The sequence below is a fragment of the Bradyrhizobium sp. SZCCHNRI3043 genome (assembly GCF_032377735.1).
Classification (GTDB): domain Bacteria; phylum Pseudomonadota; class Alphaproteobacteria; order Rhizobiales; family Xanthobacteraceae; genus Bradyrhizobium.
The window spans coordinates 666,816-682,983 of sequence record NZ_JAUHID010000001.1 but is presented as its reverse complement, the minus strand read 5'-3'; the positions used below and the strand labels follow the sequence as shown (position 1 = coordinate 682,983).

17 protein-coding genes are annotated in these 16,168 nt (G+C 66.0%); 2 read left to right on the top strand and 15 right to left on the bottom strand.

Annotation, left to right across the window (positions count from 1 at the left end):
* Positions 1 to 30: 30 nt before the first annotated feature.
* Both QX124_RS03210 and QX124_RS03205 read right to left on the bottom strand, forming a co-directional pair.
* Complete coding sequence (locus tag QX124_RS03210) at positions 31 to 1,809, bottom strand: PQQ-dependent dehydrogenase, methanol/ethanol family (RefSeq protein WP_315796232.1); 1,779 nt, start codon at positions 1,807 to 1,809, stop codon at positions 31 to 33.
* 91 nt (positions 1,810 to 1,900) lie between these two features.
* Positions 1,901 to 2,425, bottom strand: a complete 525-nt coding sequence (locus QX124_RS03205; RefSeq protein WP_315796230.1) for a copper chaperone PCu(A)C — start codon at positions 2,423 to 2,425, stop codon at positions 1,901 to 1,903.
* A 138-nt stretch (positions 2,426 to 2,563) separates the two neighbouring features.
* On the opposite strand from QX124_RS03205, the gene QX124_RS03200 reads away from it, so the two are divergent.
* Positions 2,564 to 3,277, top strand: coding sequence for a GntR family transcriptional regulator (locus tag QX124_RS03200; protein ID WP_315755007.1), 714 nt, complete (start codon positions 2,564 to 2,566; stop codon positions 3,275 to 3,277).
* A gap of 100 nt (positions 3,278 to 3,377) precedes the next feature.
* On the top strand, positions 3,378 to 4,064 hold the full coding sequence (locus QX124_RS03195; protein ID WP_315736729.1) for a GntR family transcriptional regulator: 687 nt from the start codon (positions 3,378 to 3,380) through the stop codon (positions 4,062 to 4,064).
* A 121-nt stretch (positions 4,065 to 4,185) separates the two neighbouring features.
* Here the strand turns inward: QX124_RS03195 and QX124_RS03190 are convergent, their stop codons facing one another.
* Genes QX124_RS03190 through QX124_RS03130 form a run of 13 tightly spaced genes read right to left on the bottom strand, consistent with a single transcriptional unit; the run spans position 4,186 to position 16,084 of the window.
* A complete protein-coding gene (locus tag QX124_RS03190; protein WP_315796228.1) occupies positions 4,186 to 5,553 on the bottom strand; it encodes a sensor histidine kinase in 1,368 nt (455 codons plus the stop codon).
* A complete protein-coding gene (locus QX124_RS03185) occupies positions 5,528 to 6,985 on the bottom strand; it encodes a sigma-54 dependent transcriptional regulator (protein WP_315796226.1) in 1,458 nt (485 codons plus the stop codon). The genes QX124_RS03190 and QX124_RS03185 overlap by 26 nt, the downstream gene beginning before the upstream one ends.
* 8 nt (positions 6,986 to 6,993) lie before the next feature.
* Complete coding sequence (gene hypE, locus QX124_RS03180) at positions 6,994 to 8,034, bottom strand: hydrogenase expression/formation protein HypE (protein WP_315796225.1); 1,041 nt, start codon at positions 8,032 to 8,034, stop codon at positions 6,994 to 6,996.
* The gene (hypD, locus tag QX124_RS03175; RefSeq protein ID WP_315796224.1) at positions 8,031 to 9,158 is read right to left on the bottom strand and encodes a hydrogenase formation protein HypD; all 1,128 of its coding nucleotides are present in this window, start codon (positions 9,156 to 9,158) and stop codon (positions 8,031 to 8,033) included. Before hypD ends, hypE begins: the two co-directional genes overlap by 4 nt.
* Positions 9,155 to 9,391 carry a HypC/HybG/HupF family hydrogenase formation chaperone gene (locus QX124_RS03170; protein WP_315796222.1) on the bottom strand — a complete coding sequence of 79 codons (237 nt, stop codon included), beginning with the start codon at positions 9,389 to 9,391 and terminating at the stop codon, positions 9,155 to 9,157. The genes hypD and QX124_RS03170 overlap by 4 nt, the downstream gene beginning before the upstream one ends.
* Positions 9,391 to 11,661 (bottom strand): carbamoyltransferase HypF, encoded by a 2,271-nt coding sequence (hypF, locus tag QX124_RS03165; protein ID WP_315796220.1) that lies wholly within the window; start codon positions 11,659 to 11,661, stop codon positions 9,391 to 9,393. The genes QX124_RS03170 and hypF overlap by 1 nt, the downstream gene beginning before the upstream one ends.
* Entirely contained in the window at positions 11,658 to 12,626 is a 969-nt protein-coding gene (gene hypB, locus QX124_RS03160; protein ID WP_315796218.1) for a hydrogenase nickel incorporation protein HypB, read from the bottom strand. The genes hypF and hypB overlap by 4 nt, the downstream gene beginning before the upstream one ends.
* A complete protein-coding gene (gene hypA, locus QX124_RS03155; protein WP_315736719.1) occupies positions 12,626 to 12,967 on the bottom strand; it encodes a hydrogenase maturation nickel metallochaperone HypA in 342 nt (113 codons plus the stop codon). Before hypA ends, hypB begins: the two co-directional genes overlap by 1 nt.
* Positions 12,960 to 14,066: a nickel-dependent hydrogenase large subunit gene (locus QX124_RS03150; RefSeq protein ID WP_315796216.1), complete on the bottom strand. Its 1,107-nt coding sequence runs from the start codon at positions 14,064 to 14,066 to the stop codon at positions 12,960 to 12,962. Before QX124_RS03150 ends, hypA begins: the two co-directional genes overlap by 8 nt.
* A complete protein-coding gene (gene hybE, locus QX124_RS03145) occupies positions 14,063 to 14,572 on the bottom strand; it encodes a [NiFe]-hydrogenase assembly chaperone HybE (RefSeq protein ID WP_315796215.1) in 510 nt (169 codons plus the stop codon). The genes QX124_RS03150 and hybE overlap by 4 nt, the downstream gene beginning before the upstream one ends.
* On the bottom strand, positions 14,569 to 14,781 hold the full coding sequence (locus QX124_RS03140) for a rubredoxin (protein WP_315736715.1): 213 nt from the start codon (positions 14,779 to 14,781) through the stop codon (positions 14,569 to 14,571). Before QX124_RS03140 ends, hybE begins: the two co-directional genes overlap by 4 nt.
* On the bottom strand, positions 14,778 to 15,641 hold the full coding sequence (locus QX124_RS03135) for a hydrogenase expression/formation protein (RefSeq protein ID WP_315796214.1): 864 nt from the start codon (positions 15,639 to 15,641) through the stop codon (positions 14,778 to 14,780). Before QX124_RS03135 ends, QX124_RS03140 begins: the two co-directional genes overlap by 4 nt.
* On the bottom strand, positions 15,638 to 16,084 hold the full coding sequence (locus tag QX124_RS03130) for a hydrogenase accessory protein (RefSeq protein WP_315736712.1): 447 nt from the start codon (positions 16,082 to 16,084) through the stop codon (positions 15,638 to 15,640). Before QX124_RS03130 ends, QX124_RS03135 begins: the two co-directional genes overlap by 4 nt.
* Between the last annotated feature and the right edge of the window lie 84 nt (positions 16,085 to 16,168).

Here is a 16,168-nt window from a genome sequence, read left to right as displayed (position 1 = left end):
GGAGGCTATGCCTCCGCTCCGCAATCGACTTCACAGCGAGAAGACGTAGAGCATCGAGCCGGGCTGGATCTTCTTCAGCTCGGGCGTGGATTCGATGAACCACTTGTCCCAGGCGCCGCCGAGACCGACCAGGATCGCGACATACTGCTTGCCGTCGACCGAGAACGTCACGGGAGGCGCATTGACGCCGCCGCCGGTGTTGAACTCCCACAGCTTCTGCAGCGTCTTGGCATCGAGCGCCATCACCTCGCCCGAGGGCTGGCCGGTGAAGACGAGATCAGGCGTCGACAGCATGCCCCCGAGGTTCGGGAACGGCGTCTCCATCTTGCCGGCGATCTTGCCGGTGGTGACGTCGATCGCGGTCACGCTGCCCGTGATCTTGAACGGCTGGCTCGGTCCGCCACCGGTCCAGAATTCGCGCGCCTTGAGCTTGTCCTTGGTCGCCTCCTCGACGGTGATCCGGTTGCAGCTCTCGATGACAGGGATGTACCAGAGCTTCAGGTCCGGATTGTAGGAGGTCGGCGGCCAGTTCTTGCCGCCCATGTTGCCCGGGCAGATGTCCGCGACCTTGTTCTCACGATGCGGCGTCACCGACGCATTGTAGCGCTGCACCGGGTTCTTCGGATCATACTCGATCGGCTTGCCGGTCTCGGCATCGAGCCCCTTGGTCCAGGTGACCTTCTTGACGAAGGGCAGACCCCAGATGAACTTGCCGCTGGTGCGGTCGATCGCATAGGCGAAGCCGTTGCGGTCGGCTTCGAGCGCGAGCTTCAGGGTCGAGCCGTTCGGCGCGAGCACATCGACCAGGACGTTCTCGGCGACGCTATCGTAGTCGTAGGGATCGTTCGGCGTGTGCTGATAGTGCCACTTGATCTTGCCGGTGTTGGCATCGAGCGCCAGCGAGCTGTCGGTGTAGAGGTTGTCGCCCGGACGATAGGCGTTGTCCCAGTCCGGACCGGGATTGCCGACGCCCCAGATGATGGTGTCGGTCGCCGGATCATAGGTGCCCGTGACCCAGGTCGAGCCGCCGCCGGCCGCAGCCGCGTCGTTGCTGTCCTTCCAGGTCTCGCTGCCCGGCTCGCCCTTCCCCGGAATGGTGTGGGTGCGCCAGACCTCCTTCTGCGTGCCGAGATCGGTCGCCGCGATCCAGCCGCGGATGCCGTATTCGGCGCCGGCCACGCCCGAGATCGCCATGTTCTTCACGATCAGCGGAGCACCGGTGATGACCTCGCCCTTGTCGGGATCGGCAACCTGGCGCTGCCAGGCAACCTGGCCGGTCTCCTTGTTGGTCGCAATCAGACGGCCGTCGAGCGTGTGCGAGACGACCAGATCGCCCCACAGCGCGACGCCGCGATTGTCGACGCCGCAGCAGGCGATGGCGCCGGCCCAGTCGTGATCCGTCTTAGGATCCATCTTCCAGACCAGTTGGCCTTTGCCACCGCGCGCGTCGATCTTGTAGACCGAGCCCCAGCCGTCGGTGACGTAGATCATGCCGTTCTCGACGATCGGCGTGCCTTCGAGACCGCCGTGGCTCCAGATGCCGCCGCCCTCGACGCCGCCGAGATGCATCGTCCAGGCGACCTTCAGGTTCTTGACGTTATCCTTGTTGATCTCCTTCAGTGCCGAGAACCGTGTGCCCGAGTAGTTCTTATGATGGTGGAGCCAGTTGCCGGCTTCCTTGTCGGCGTTGAGCAGCCGTTCGGGGGTCATTTCGTCGGCGGCCTGCGCCGGCGATGCAAGCTGGAAACAGGCGAAGGCTGCGCTGGCCAGCAGCACCGCCCGCAGGGTCGACCTGACGTTAGTCCTCATCGTTTCCTTCTCCCATTATATTGATTATGAGTTGGAGCGAATACCGCTCCGCCAAGCGCGGCGGCGGAGGGCAGCAGGCGACAAACACGCTTCAAGGCGACTTGCGAACCTCGACCTCCGTTTCGATGGATCCTGCTTTCTGGAATACGATCGTGCAGGTGAAGCGCTTGCCTGGCTCGAGCGGCTCCCGCGTCTGCAGCAGCATCACGTGATAGGCGGTCGGCAGCAGCACCAGCGTGCTGCCCGCGGCGATTGGAATGTTGGGAATGGAGCGCATCGCCGGCGCGCCTTCGCCGCGGTCGACGGTGTGCCGCTCCGAGAAATTGGCGATCGGACAACGCACGCGCATCAAGGCTTCCGGCGCGGTCGTGTCATTCTTGATCGTGATCAGCAACGGGATATCGCGTCCCACCTCGGGCGCCGCCGGCACCCACGCATCGGACAAGGTCAGGCCTTCTCCGGCCGCCCCGAGCGCAGGCGCCATCGCGGCGAACGACGCGACCGAGGCCACCAGCAATGCCCGCGACACCGCCAGCATGACGCCGGCGGGCACGCTGCCCTCCGAGCGCACGGACCAAACCTGATCGCGCTCCAGACTGGTCGGATCTTCCGACAACGGAGTCCCTCCCTATTTGGCCGCTTTTTAACTTGCCTTAACGCAGCGTTCTTTTTTGAATTCGTACTCTGAATTCGAATACCTCGCAAATGGATTTTCGGACTTGACATGCTAATGTGCGGCAAAATGTGATGACCCATGCGAATCGTGCCCGCCGCTCCCTCTCTGGTCGACCAGGTCGTCGAAGCGATCACTGACGAGATCGTCAGCGGCGTTCTCACGCCGGGCTCGCGGCTGATCCAGGACGATCTGGCCCAGGCTTACGGGGTATCGCGCCAGCCGGTTCAGCAGGCGCTGATCCTGCTCCGCGGCTGCGGGCTGGTGCAGAGCGCGCCCGGCCGCGGCCTGATCGTGGCGCCGCTCGACCCCGGCTTCGTTCGGGACCTCTATGAGATGCGCGCGGTGCTCGAAGGCCTCGCGGCGCGGCTGGCCGCCGAGCGCGCGAGCGATCGCGCCGCACGCGAAGGTCCGGCCTACATCGCAGCCGGCCACGAGGCGGTGAAGAGCGGGCTCGTCAACCGCAAGATCGAGACCGACATCGCCTTCCATTGCTTCCTCGGCGACCTCTCCGGCAACGCGCTGATCGGCGAGACGATGGCGCCGCATTGGCCCTGCCTGAAGCGCGTGATGTCCGACGTCCTGCAGAAGGAGCAGAGCATGTCCCGGGCGGTCTGGGACGAGCATGAGGACATTCTTGCAGCCGTGATCGAAGGCCGCAGCGCCGAGGCCGAACGGCTGAGCCGCGAGCACATTTCGCGCGCGGCCAGTGTGTTCATCCATCACCTCGAAATCCAGCAGGACAGCAAGCCCAAGCAGCGGCGAACGCTCACTGCGCGGAAATTCTCGCTATGACCCCGTTCAGACCGACATCGGCCGCAATGCGAGCGCCGGGCTCCGGCACGGCAGCTCCACATTCGCGACCGGACATCACACCTGATCCCGTGGAGGCCGTGTGCCGCCGCTGAAGACACAGCCGAGCCTGACCGAACGCGTCTACGAGCGCATTCTCTCCGACATCGTCGGCGGCGAACTGCCGGAATCGGCCCGCCTCATTCAGGACGATCTGGCCCGCGACCTCGGCGTATCGCGCCAGCCGGTGCAGCAGGCGCTGCTGCTGCTGCGCAATCACGGCTTTGTGCGCGAGGCGCCGGGCCGCGGCCTGGAAGTCGCGCCGATCGACACCGACTTCATCCGCAACCTCTATGAAATACGCGCGGTCGCCGAGGGCCTCGCCTGCCGGCTCGCGGCGACCCGCGGCGCCAAGCGAGCGGCCGAGGAAGGCCCGAATTTGATCGAGCAGGGCCGGAGCGCCGAGCGCGAGCATTCGGTCGAGAAGCTGATCGAGGCCGACGTCAAGTTTCATGAATTCCTCTACGAGATCTCCGGCAACTCCGTCATCCAGGACACCACGCTGCCGCATTGGCTGCATCTGCGCCGGCTGATGGGCGAGGTGCTGATGCGCGACGAGACGCCGCGGCGAATCTGGGATCAGCATGAGGACATCCTGCGGGCGGTGATCGCCGGCGATGCGCAGAAGGCCGAGGATCTCGCACGGCAACACATCACGCGAACCGCAACCGTGCTGCTGGCGCGGTTGACCAATCAGCGCGAGCGCGTGCCGGTCGCGACGGCGTCCTGATCACCTCGGGCTTGGCTTCTGCCCGCAACATCCGACGGCACCGCCGTCAGGAACCCCAACATCGTTTCGAAGGGATACCCAGCATCCCACTTCAGCGTCGGCAGCAGCCCCGCCGCTATGGTCAAGCCGCCGGCAAGCTGAAAGAGAACGTGGCGCCGCCCTGCGGCTCGTTGGTCGCGGACAGCTCGCCGCCGTGCTCGCGGACGATGCCGTAGCTGATCCACAGCCCGAGCCCCGTCCCCTCCCCGACGCGCTTGGTCGTGAAGAACGGCTCGAAGATGTGGGTCAGGTGATCCTTGTCGATGCCGGGGCCGTTATCGGTGATGCGAAAGGCGATCTCGTTGCCCTGGCGCGCCACCGCGACCAGAAGACGCGGCAGGTCGGTCGATCGCATCGCGTCGATCGCGTTCTCCACGAGGTTGACGATCACCTGATGCAGCTGGCCTTCGTTGCCGGAGATCCACAGATCCGGCTCGACCTCGATCTGGATGTCGACACGATGCTGCTTGGTGCGCCCTGCCCACAGCACGGCGGTATTGATCAGCCGTTCGATGTTGACGCGCTCGACCTCGCCGAGCTTCGAGAACGACAGGCGGCGCAGGTTCTTGACGATCTCGCTGATGCGCACCGCACCTTCCAGCGTGCCGTCGATCAGCGGCCCGAAATCCTCCAGGATGGCGTCGATCCTCAGATCCGAGCGAAGCGCGGCGATGTCCTCGCTGACCGGCTGCTCATGGATGGCATCGAGATAGCCGACCAGCGAGGTGCGGTAGCGCATCAGGGTGTGGATGTTGCCATAGACGAAGCTGATCGGATTGTTCAGCTCGTGGGCCACGCCCGCGACGAGCCGGCCGAGGCTTGCCATCTTCTCCTGCTCGACCAATTGCCGCTGCGCCCGCTGCAGCTCCTGATGCGCCTTGTGCAGGGCCTCATAGGCGCGGCGCAGCTCGCCGATCGGACGGCCCGTCAGCACGACGCCGATGAAGCGGCCGCGATGGTCATGCCGCGGCGAGCTGTTGATCGCGAACAGGTCGGAGCTGACGCCGGCCGCCGCGGCAAAGCGCAATTCACCGTCGACCACTTCCGCGCTGCTGCGCGGCTTCAGCAGCGAGACAAGTTTGGGCCGATGATCGGGATCAATCATCTCGGCGATATCGCGACCGGCGATGTCAGCCAAGGCCCGTCCCGATGTCTGCAGAAAGGCGGAGTTGGCCTGCTGCACCGTGCCCCTGGCGTCACAGACGACCAGGATGTCGGAGACGGACTCGATGACGTTGGTGACGAACGCCTGGGCTTCCTCGAGCTCGGCGTTCTTGTGCTCGAGATCGACCTCGTAGCGCAGCAGGTCGGAATAGACCTCGTCCATCTTGCGGATCACTTCGATCCACACGCCTTCGCGCTCGCTGTCGAATTCGAGCGTGCTGCTGCTCGCGATCAGCTTGAGCAGCGTGTCAGCCCCGGACTCAGGAGAGTGAGTGGCCTTTGCCATGTTTCTTCAGATCGTATCTCGACAATTTGTTCCGGAGCCCCACCCGTGACAGGCCGAGCTCGCTGGCGACGCGACTGATGTTACCATCATATTTCTCCAGACAGTGAACGATGATGGTCTTTTCGAGATCCTCGACCCTGTCCTTCAGGCTCCCGGAACCATTGAGCTTGCCATTGGGTATCGCGGGCGCGGCGCGGCGTGCGCTGCGCCGGGCGGCGAACGGCGGACAGCGCAGCTCGTCGGCATCGGCCAGCACGGCCATGCGCTGGATCTCGTTCTGCAGCTCGCGGACATTGCCGGGCCAGTGATAGCGGGAGAATTCCTCCAGCGCCGCCGGTGCGAAACGCAGATGCGGCCGGTTGAACGATGTCTTCACCGCCGACAGCACGCCCTCGGCGATCAGCGGAATGTCCATCGGACGCTCGCGCAAGGACGGCATGTGCACCGGAAACGCGGCGAGCCGGTAGTAGAGGTCGCGGCGGAAGCGGCCGGCCTCGACTTCGGCCTCGAGATCCCGGTTGGTGGCAGCGACCACGCGCACGTCGACCTGGCGCACGCGCTGCGCGCCGAGCGGCCGGATCTCGCTCTCCTGCAGCACGCGGAGGAGCTTGACCTGAAATGCCGGCGAGGTCTCGCCGATCTCGTCGAGAAAGATAGTGCCGCCATCGGCAACCTCGAACAGGCCGATGCGGTCCTGATAGGCGCCGGTGAACGCGCCCTTCTTGCAGCCGAACAGCTCGCTTTCCAGCAGCTCATCCGGCAGCGCGCCGCAATTCTCGACGACGAACGCCTTGGTGGCCCGCGCAGAACCGTAGTGAATCGCGCGCGCCAGGAGCTCCTTGCCGGTGCCGGATTCGCCGGTGATCAAGACCGAGATGTCGTAGTCGGCGGCGCGCCGGCCGAGCTCGATCACGTTGCGCATCGGGCTCGCGGCCGAATGCACGATGCGGTCGAAATCGTAGAGCTGCTTGGCGGCGCCGCGCTTGACCGACACCACCTTCTTGATATGGGCCGGCGTGGCCTTCACATCGACGCCGGCAGTCTCCGTCTCCTTCTGCAGCCGGTACAGCTGCACGGCCTCGCGGACGATCTCTATCAGGCGATCCGGCTGCCAGGGCTTTGTGATGTACTGATAGATGCCGGCCTCGTTGAGGCCGGCGATGATGTCCTCGGAGTCCGAATAGCCGGAGATGATCATCCGTACAGGGTCGGGCCACATCTCACGTACGCGCTTCAGGAAGCTGACGCCGGACTCCTGCGGCATGCGCTGGTCGCAGATCACGGCATGCACGATCTCGCCTTCGAGCAGTTTCTCGGCATCGTTCGTGTTGCCCGCGCACAAGACCTCGAAATCCTGGTTGAGGACGCGGCGCAGCGCCTCCTGCGACCGGACCTCGTCATCCACGACCAGTATCGTTCCCTGGATGCCCATCGCGCGTCTCAGCAGATCCGCGGCAGCTGCTCGCCGGACAGCCAGTCGACGATGCGGCCGCCGCCGAAGCTCGTCGCCATCTGGACGAAGCGGTGATCGTCGGCCACAGCTTCGCCGATCTCGGCGGCATCGCGGCCGAGCGGATGCGCCCGCATGGCGGCGAGCACTGCGCCGGCCACCTCGGGCGCGACCACCGCGACGAGCTTGCCTTCGTTGGCGACATGCAGCGGATCGAGCCCCAGCAGCTCGCAGGCGGCTGCGACCGCAGGCTTCACCGGAATCGATTCCTCCTGCAGGCGGAAGCCGAGATTGGACTGCTGGGCGATCTCGTTCATCGTGGCCGCAACCCCGCCGCGCGTGGGGTCGCGCATCAGCCGGATGCCGGCGCCGCCGGCCGCAACCATGTCGGCGACGAGACCGTGCAGCGAGGCCGAGTCCGAGATGATCTCGGTGTCGAAGGTGAGATTCTGCCGCCTCGACATGATGGCGACGCCGTGGTCGCCGAGGCTGCCGGACAGCAGCACGCGGTCGCCGGGCCTGGCCTTGTCGGCTGAGAGATCGAGGCCTTCCGGCAGCACGCCGACGCCGGCCGTCGAAATGAACACGCCATCCGCCTTGCCGCGCTCGACCACCTTGGTATCGCCGGTGATGATCGCGATGCCGGCCTCGCGCGCCGCCACTCCCATCGCATCGGCGATCCGCTTCAGATCGGAAAACGGAACCCCCTCCTCGATGATGAAGCTCGCCGACAGATACAGCGGCCTGGCGCCGGCCATGGCAATGTCGTTGACCGTGCCGTGCACCGCCAGCGAGCCGATATTGCCGCCGGGGAAAAACAGCGGCGACACCACATAGCCATCGGTCGTCATCACCATGCGGCCGGCCGCAACGTCGAACGCCGACTGATCGTTGCCTCGCGCCAGCCATTCGTTGCCGAACGCCTCGTGGAACAGGCCGGCAATCAGTTGCGCCATCGCTCGGCCGCCGGCGCCGTGCGAGAGATCGACGCAGCCATTCTTCAGGTCGAGCCGGCGCTGATGCATGCTCATGACGCAAGCCTCCGCTGATGGTCGCGGAAGCGGCCATAGGTCCAATGCGCCGCGCAGGCGCCTTCCGACGACACCATGCAGGAGCCGACCGGCGTCTCCGGCGTGCAGGCGGTGCCGAACAGCCGGCAGTCCACCGGCTTCTTCAGGCCACGCAGAATGGCCGGACATTCGCAGGCCGGGTTGTCGGCCACCACCAGCTCGGACATGGCAAAGCGCAGCTCGGCATCGAGATGCGCAAAGCCGGGCCGCAATTTCAATGCGCTCGCCGGAATGCTGCCGAGGCCGCGCCATTCGAACTGGTCGCGCAGCTCGAAGATCTCGGCGACCTCCCGGATGGCACGCTGGTTGCCGCTGCCAGTGACGGCGCGGCGATACTGGTTCTCGACCTCGTGGCGGCCATCATTGACCTGCTCGATCAGCATCAGGATGGCCTGCATCATGTCGAGCGGCTCGAAGCCCGCGATCACGACCGGCTTGCCGTCATTGCGCGCGAACGGCGCGTAGGGCTCGGTGCCGATCACGGTCGAGACATGCGCCGGCCCGACGAAGCCGTCGATCTCGACCGTGTCGTCGCTGTCGAGGATCGCGCGCATCGCCGGCGGCGTCAGCACGTGGTTGCAGAACACGGTGAAGTTCGACAATTGCTTCTTCTCGGCGGCCCGGATCATCACGGCCGTCGGCGGCGTCGTGGTCTCGAAGCCGATGGCGAAGAACACCACCTCGCGGCCAGGATTCTGCCCGGCCAGCGCGATCGCATCCAGCGTCGAATACACCATGCGGATGTCGGCGCCGCGCGCTTTCGCCTTGAGCAGCGAGGACCCGCGCGAGCCCGGCACGCGCATCAGGTCGCCATAGACGCAGAGGATGACCTCGGGGCGTTCGGCGAGCGCGATCGCCATGTCGATGCGCCCGGCCGGCAGCACGCAGACCGGGCAGCCGGGGCCATGGATCATGCGAACATTGTCCGGCAGCATGTCCTCGAGGCCATAGCGCGCGATCGCATGGGTATGTCCGCCGCAGAACTCCATGAAGCGATAGGCGCGCGCCGGATCGGCCTTGGCGCGGATGGCGCGCGCAAGACCTGTTGCCAGCTCCTTGTCGCGAAATTCGTCGGCATATTTCATGGCCTGACCTCCGCCATAGCCTCGCCCATCTGCCGGAGCAGGTCGAGCGTCTCGCGCGCCTCCTCCGGATCGATCTTGGCCAGCGCATGGCCGACATGAAGAATGACGTAGTCGCCGACGGCGATCTCCTCGATCAGCGCGATCGAGACCTCCTTGCTGACGCCGTCAATCGAGACGATCGCCATGTCGTCAGGCAAGAGCTTGATCACCTCGGCGGGAATGGCCAGGCACATCAGACGGTCCCTCCAGACAGCACATTGCTTTGTGTGAGATGCAGACCAGCCACCCAGGCCTGCCCGAGGCTGAGGCCGCCGTCATTGGGCGGCAGCCGGCGCGGCAGCAGCGGATCGAGGCCTGCGGAACGGCAGCCGCGCACGATCTGTTCGGCCAGATGCGCATTGAGGAAGCAGCCGCCGCTCAGCACGATCGTGCCGATGCCAGTCGCGCGCGAAGCTCTCGCGATCCAGTCGACGCAGGCCGCGGCCAACGTGCCGTGAAACAGCCCCGCCGCTTCGACAGTGTCGAGATCACGCGCGATCAGATGCGCGAGCAGCGGCCGCAGCGACAGCACGCCATCGGCAATGGTCCAGCCGCGCTCAAGCGTCGCCGGTTCACGCACCAGCGCCTCCAGCTTCATGGCCGCCTCGCCTTCATAGCTCTGCACCGTGCTGACACCGAGCAAACCAGCTACGGCATCGAACAGCCGGCCGGCGCTGGTGGTGACCGCGGTATCGGCAAGGTCTAGCAGCGTGACTATGTTGCGCGACTGGGGCTGCGCTACGAAACGCCGCTCGATCTCGTCACCGCGACCGAAATCGTGCAGCACTGACGCCGCCATCCGCCACGGCTCCCGTGCGGCCCGGTCGCCGCCCGGCATCTTCAATGGGGCGAGATGGCCGAGGCGCTGGAAGCCAGCGCCGTCGCACGACAGTAATTCACCGCCCCAGGCGCCGCCATCGCTGCCATAGCCGTAGCCATCCAGCACCAGCGCGAGGGCGGGGCCGGTCACGCCCTGTTCGGCCATGACGGAAGCCGCATGCGCATGGTGATGCTGCACGGGCAACGTCGGCAGACCTCGTGCCTGCGCGAACCGGGTCGACGCCATGTCCGGATGCAGGTCATGCGCGATCGCGACCGGCTCGACGTCGAGGATGGAGGTGAGATGCGCGATCGTCTCCTCGAAGAAGCGGATCGCGGCTGCCGTGTCGAGATCACCGAGATGCTGCGATACGAACGCCTCGTCGCCGCGCGTTACCGTCACCGTCGCCTTCAGATGAGCGCCGACCGCGAGCACCGGCGGCCCGGCACGTGCGAGCCGGATCGGCTCCGGTACATAGCCGCGCGCACGCCTGACGAAGCGGGAAACGCCAGCCACGACAGCAAGCACGGAATCGTCGGCGCGGATGACGATGTCTCGGTCATGGGTAACGATCAGATCCGCGATATCAGCCAGACCGCTCCTCGCTTCATCATTGTCGGTCAGCAGCGGCTCCCCGCTCGGATTGGCGCTGGTGCAGACCAGCGCCCATGGCCCATCAGCAGCCGCGTGGCGGCGGCGCGCCCCGAGCGCATGGAAGATCAGATGATGCAGCGGTGCGACCGGCAGCATCACACCGATCTTTGCGAGGCCTGGTGCGATCGAGGACGCAACACGCTGGCGTGAGCGCAACAGCACGATCGGCCGCGCCACCCGCTCCAGCAGCGCGCGCTCAGGCGCGTCGATCTCGGCAATCTCAGTTGCAGCGTCGGCCGTGGCCAACATCACGGCGAACGGCTTGCCGTCGCGCTGCTTACGGGCGCGCAGCCGCTGGACGGTCTGCTCGTCTCGCGCATCACAGAGCAACTGATAGCCGCCGAGCCCCTTGACGGCGACGATCCTGCCATTCGCGAGCGCGGCCGCGATCTCATCGATGCCATGGCTGAGCCGCGGCCCGCAGCTTGGACACGAGATCGCCTCGGCATGAAAGCGGCGCCCTGCGCGATCTTCGTAGTCGGACCGGCACGCCTCACACATCGGAAAGTGCTTCATCGCCGTGGACGGGCGATCGTAAGGCAGGCGCTCGGCGATGGTGAAGCGCGGGCCGCAATGGGTGCAGTTGACGAAGGGATAGAGATGGAAGCGGCTGCCGGGATCGAACAGCTCGGCCAGGCACGCGGCACAGGTGGCGGCGTCCGGCACGATCCGCGTCGTGACGCGCCCACCCACGCTCTCGGCGATGCGGAAGCCCGTGCCGGCGTCGGCCGCGATCGGCTCGACCGCGATGCCGTCGATGCGCGCCAGTGGCGGCGTCTGCCGCGGCAGAGCCTCGACGAATTCGGCGACCTCGTCGCCCTCGACCTCGATCAGCACGCCATCAGCATCGTTGGCGACGAAGCCGCCGAGCCGATGGCGGATCGCCAAGCCATGGACATAGGGACGAAAGCCGACGCCCTGCACGGCACCGCGGACGCGGAGCCGGAGGCGCGTATGGTTCGCCGCCGATGTCCGGCCGGACGTGCTCATCCCTGCACCGCGTTCATCGCGCTCGCCCGCATCCGGTCCGATTGCTTCCTGATCCAGGCGTAGAACGCCGAGAGGCCCTCGCCGGTCTTGGCCGAGATCGTCAGGACCTCGATCTTCGGATTGACGCGGCGGGCATATTCGATCGTCTGCGCCAGGTCGAAATCGAGCACCGGCGCCAGATCGATCTTGTTGATCAGCATCAGCGATGACGCTGCAAACATGTCGGGATATTTGAGCGGCTTGTCCTCGCCCTCGGTGGTCGAGAACACGACGATCTTGCAGGCCTCGCCGAGATCGAAGGCGGCCGGACACACGAGGTTGCCGACATTCTCGATGAACAGCAGCCCGCCGCGCAGCGCCGGCAGCCGGCCATAGGCTTCGCCGATCATGGCCGCATCGAGATGGCAGCCCTTGCCGGTATTGATCTGGATCGCCGGAACGCCGGTGGCGCGGATGCGCTCGGCATCGTTGGAGGTCTGCTGGTCGCCCTCGATCACCGCGACAGGCCGGCTCTGCCTGAGATCGGAGACGGCGCGGACCAGCAGCGAGGTCTTCCCGGCGCCCGGGCTGGAGACGAAGTTGAATGCCAGCACGTCATGCGCGGCGAAGCGTGCGCGGTTCTCGGCCGCGAGCCGGTTGTTCTTGCCGAGAATGTCGCGTTCGATCTGGATGATGCGTCCGCTGGAGAGACCGGCAACCTCCTGCCCCGCAGGGTTGGCCGAGCAGTCGATGCGGTCGGCGGCGTGATCATGATGGTGGTCATGCGCGTGACCGTGATCATGATGGTCATGATCATGGTGATGGTGACCATGCTCGTGATCATGATCATGGCAGTGATGGCCGTGATGATGATGATGTCCGGACTGATCATGTCCATGAGCATGTTGATGCTCACCGTGATCGTGATGATGATCACCGGATTCGACGGAGGACTTGCCGTCACTGCAGCCGCACACCGTGCACATTACTCGACCTCCAGCTCCTTGACCCGCATGTCCTCACCGCCCGTGACCTGCAGCTGATGACTGCCGCAGGCCGGACAAGGCGCGTAGCGTTGGCTGATCTCGACGCTGCGCGAACAGCCCAGGCACCACGCCGTGCCCGGCTGTTCGATGATCTCGAGCGCCGCCCCCTGCAACAGGGTCTTCGCGGTCACCGCCTCGAAACAGAATCGCAGCGCCTCCGGCGCGACATGGCTGAGCGCACCGATCTCCAGCCACACCGTCTTCACCGTGGAGAAGGCGCCCTTGCGCGCCTCCTGCTCGACGATCTCGACGATGCCTTCGCACAGCGCCATCTCATGCATCGGCCATCTCCCGGAATGCCAGGTGATAGCCGACGCAGGGATCGAACGATCCGACCATCGTATTGATGGCCTCGCGATCGCCCGTTCCGCGCAGCGCAGCCCCGGTGAGGCTCCTCACGACAGGGCCGCGCGGGTGAAAATTCCATTCCGTCGGCGCCAGATACTCGAAACGCGAGACCGCGCCGTGCGCATCCAGCTCGATTGCGTGATGCAGCCGGCCGCGGGCGCATTCAACCGCGGCGCCGCCGCGCCGCGACCCGAGCGCGTAGCTCGCGATGGCATGCTCGTCGGCCGCTTCGTCCTCAGCCTCGCCGGCCTCGATCCAGCGGAACAGCTCGGCAACCTCGGTGATCTTGGCTGAGAGGCGTTCGACGGGACCGGCTGATGCCAACTGATGGCGCTCCGCATACCGGGCCCAGACCCCGGTCTCCGGAGCCCGGCCGTCGAGTTCCGGAGCCTCAGCAAAGGCAGATCCCACGTCCATCAATTGCGCGACGATGACGTCATCGTCGGCGGCCGACAGGATGTCGTGCGCGGCCGGCATGTGCCTCCATCCTCCATCGTCGACGGCATTCCGGGCCGAGTCCATCAGAGATGCAAGCGGAGTTTCCGGCAGAACCGGCTCCGCTGGCAAGCCTATGCCCAGGACCACCATGTCCGTCTTGATTTGAGACAAGGTTGCAGCGCGAGATTGCTGCTGGGTGTCAGCGCCGGAATGCATCTGCAGCGACGCGACCGCCTGCAACAGCCGTTGCGCCAGCTGCGCGTCACTGCGATTTTGCGCAAATGGCGCGATCAGCAGCCCGCGCATAAGCTCGGCGAAGCGCTCCACCACCACGGCCTTGATCCGACGGTGACGGGTCAACGGCGGCGCCTGCTCGCCGCGTGCGGCTTCCAACCCTGACAGCAGCGCGACCTGGTGCGCACTGGCGCACAGCGAGAACAACCGCGGCAGGGCCGCGAGCAGCATATCGGCCGGCTTGCCGGCGAACAGTCGTCCCAGCGGCGGCCTCGTGCGCGGCTGAATGTCGACGCCTGTGATCAGCCGATCGGCGACCGACAGCGTCACGTCGATGCGGTTGCGAAAGGTGAGGGTCATGCGCGGCCCTCGGAGAGGGTGCCGCGCAGGAACGCACGGCGATCGATCGCGCTCGACGCCTTCGCAGCGCGTTCGGACGACAGATCATCCTCCGGCGCCGTCATCAGCGCGGCGAGCGCAGCCTCCGCCGCCGCACGCGCCGCGGCCATGTCCTCGAACTGGAACATCGGCGAGAACAGCGAGCAGCTCGCGATCCGACCGACCTCGACAACATCGCCGATCGTGAATTCGAACGAGCCAGCCGGAAGCACGATCTTGACGACGGATCCCGCGGCGCCTTGTGCGGCCGGAGTGACCACGTTCATGAACCAGGGCGTGACGACGATTCCGAGGATGCGGCCGTCGACCACTGAAAATCCGATCGCCTCGACGTCGAGCGCGTCGTGATAGATCGGCAGCTCGCGCATCGCACGAGCGCCGATCTCACGATAGACGCCGGCAAGACGCTCGCCCCACGCGGCCGGCGTGACGTCCGACGTCCCCTGCCCGACCGCCTCAGGGCTCATGGCTCGACCACCATGAACTTGGCTTTCGGCGCATCGCAGTTCGGGCAATGCCAGTCATCCGGCAAGGCCGCGAACGGCGTGCCCGGCGGAATCTGCGCCACGCCATCCCCCTCGGCCGGGTCGTAGCGCGTCCAGCAGATGCCGCACTCCAGCAGCACGTCATCAGCGAGATCGCTGCGGACACCGAAATTCTCGAAGCCGCCGCTCATGTGAAATAGGCCTCGATGATCTGGGTCAGACGCTCGGCCGAATCCTCGAAATCCTCAGCCGCGGCGAGCGCGACCACCGGCACACCGCCGACCTCGAGGGTGTCGAGAATGATCGTGTCCATGGCGTTGAAGAACTGCACCGACCAGACATGACGGATGCCGGTCGCGAGCACGCGGCAGGTGCCGTAGCCACGCGACATCAGCTGGATCGGACCGTTGCCGAGCGTCTGCTGCAGGAAGCTCATGTCGGTTGGGCTCATCGGCAGCAGCGTGAAGTTGATGGTCAGCGAGCGCTGACCTGGTCGCCAGGACAGCGCGCGCTCGCGGATCTCGGCGAGCACCGGCAGCGCGTTCATGGTGCCCTCGGGCACAGGGCCGATCACGATGTCACCTGCAGTCAGATCGGCGGCGGCGCGCGATACGATCTCCGGGACGGCGCCGATTTCGATGTAGTCGTGTCGCTCGTCCGCTTCCAGCCGCACCCGCCATATTCCGGCAAGCACCGATTCCTGGATCTGAGCCAGCGTCCCGTCGGGAAGGGCCACGACGCCGGCGACCTCGCCCTCGCCCAGCACGTCGTCGATCAGCCGGCGCTCGAGATCGTTGAGGCCCTCGAGCCGGAATAATTGCGTCGGCGCGCCGGCGGTCTGCGCCGCGACGGCCGCTGCAATCGTCGACAGCAGCTCGACCGCCCGCGGGCAGCTCCGCGCCAACGCCTCCGAGTCGAGCGAGGCCAGCTTGGCCAGGGCCCCGGACGCGGTCAGCCCCTTGTGCGAGGTATCGAGCGCCTCTTCGCCGATCGGAAAGATGTTGACCGGCTCCTCGGCTCCTTCAGGCGCGATCCAGAATCCCGGCTTCATCGCTCGGCTCCCGCAGGCTGATGGACTGGGACGATGCTGGCAACGACCGTTGCAGTCGCGCCCTGCGGCCGGTCGATCAGCCGCGAGATGCGATCGACATAGACAGACCAGTCCTGGATCTTGGCGATCAGGCCGAGCGTCTCCGCCCCGCGGCACAGGATCAGGCTCGGCTGCACGCGCACGCCGAAGCGCGTCCCGAGCTCCGCCTCCGCGTCGCGCGCGATGACCGCGCCACGCAGCCGGCCGTGAAACGCGGTGATCAGCTCCGGCAGCACGATGGCCACATCGAGCGCCTCCGGAAACCGCGCGGGATCACCGGCCGACAGCAGCACGGCGACCAGCCCGGCGCGATCGGCCTCGGCGAGAAAGGCGTCGACGGTGCCGGCATCGACCTCCGGCAACCCGCCTCGCATGCGCGCGGGGTCACGCTGCTGCATTTCCATCGACGTTTCTCCCTGACCAGTTATCGTTGCCGTGCTCTCCATGTTAGCAATCAACGTGCCAGACGCCCACGCGGCAGCGTGTAG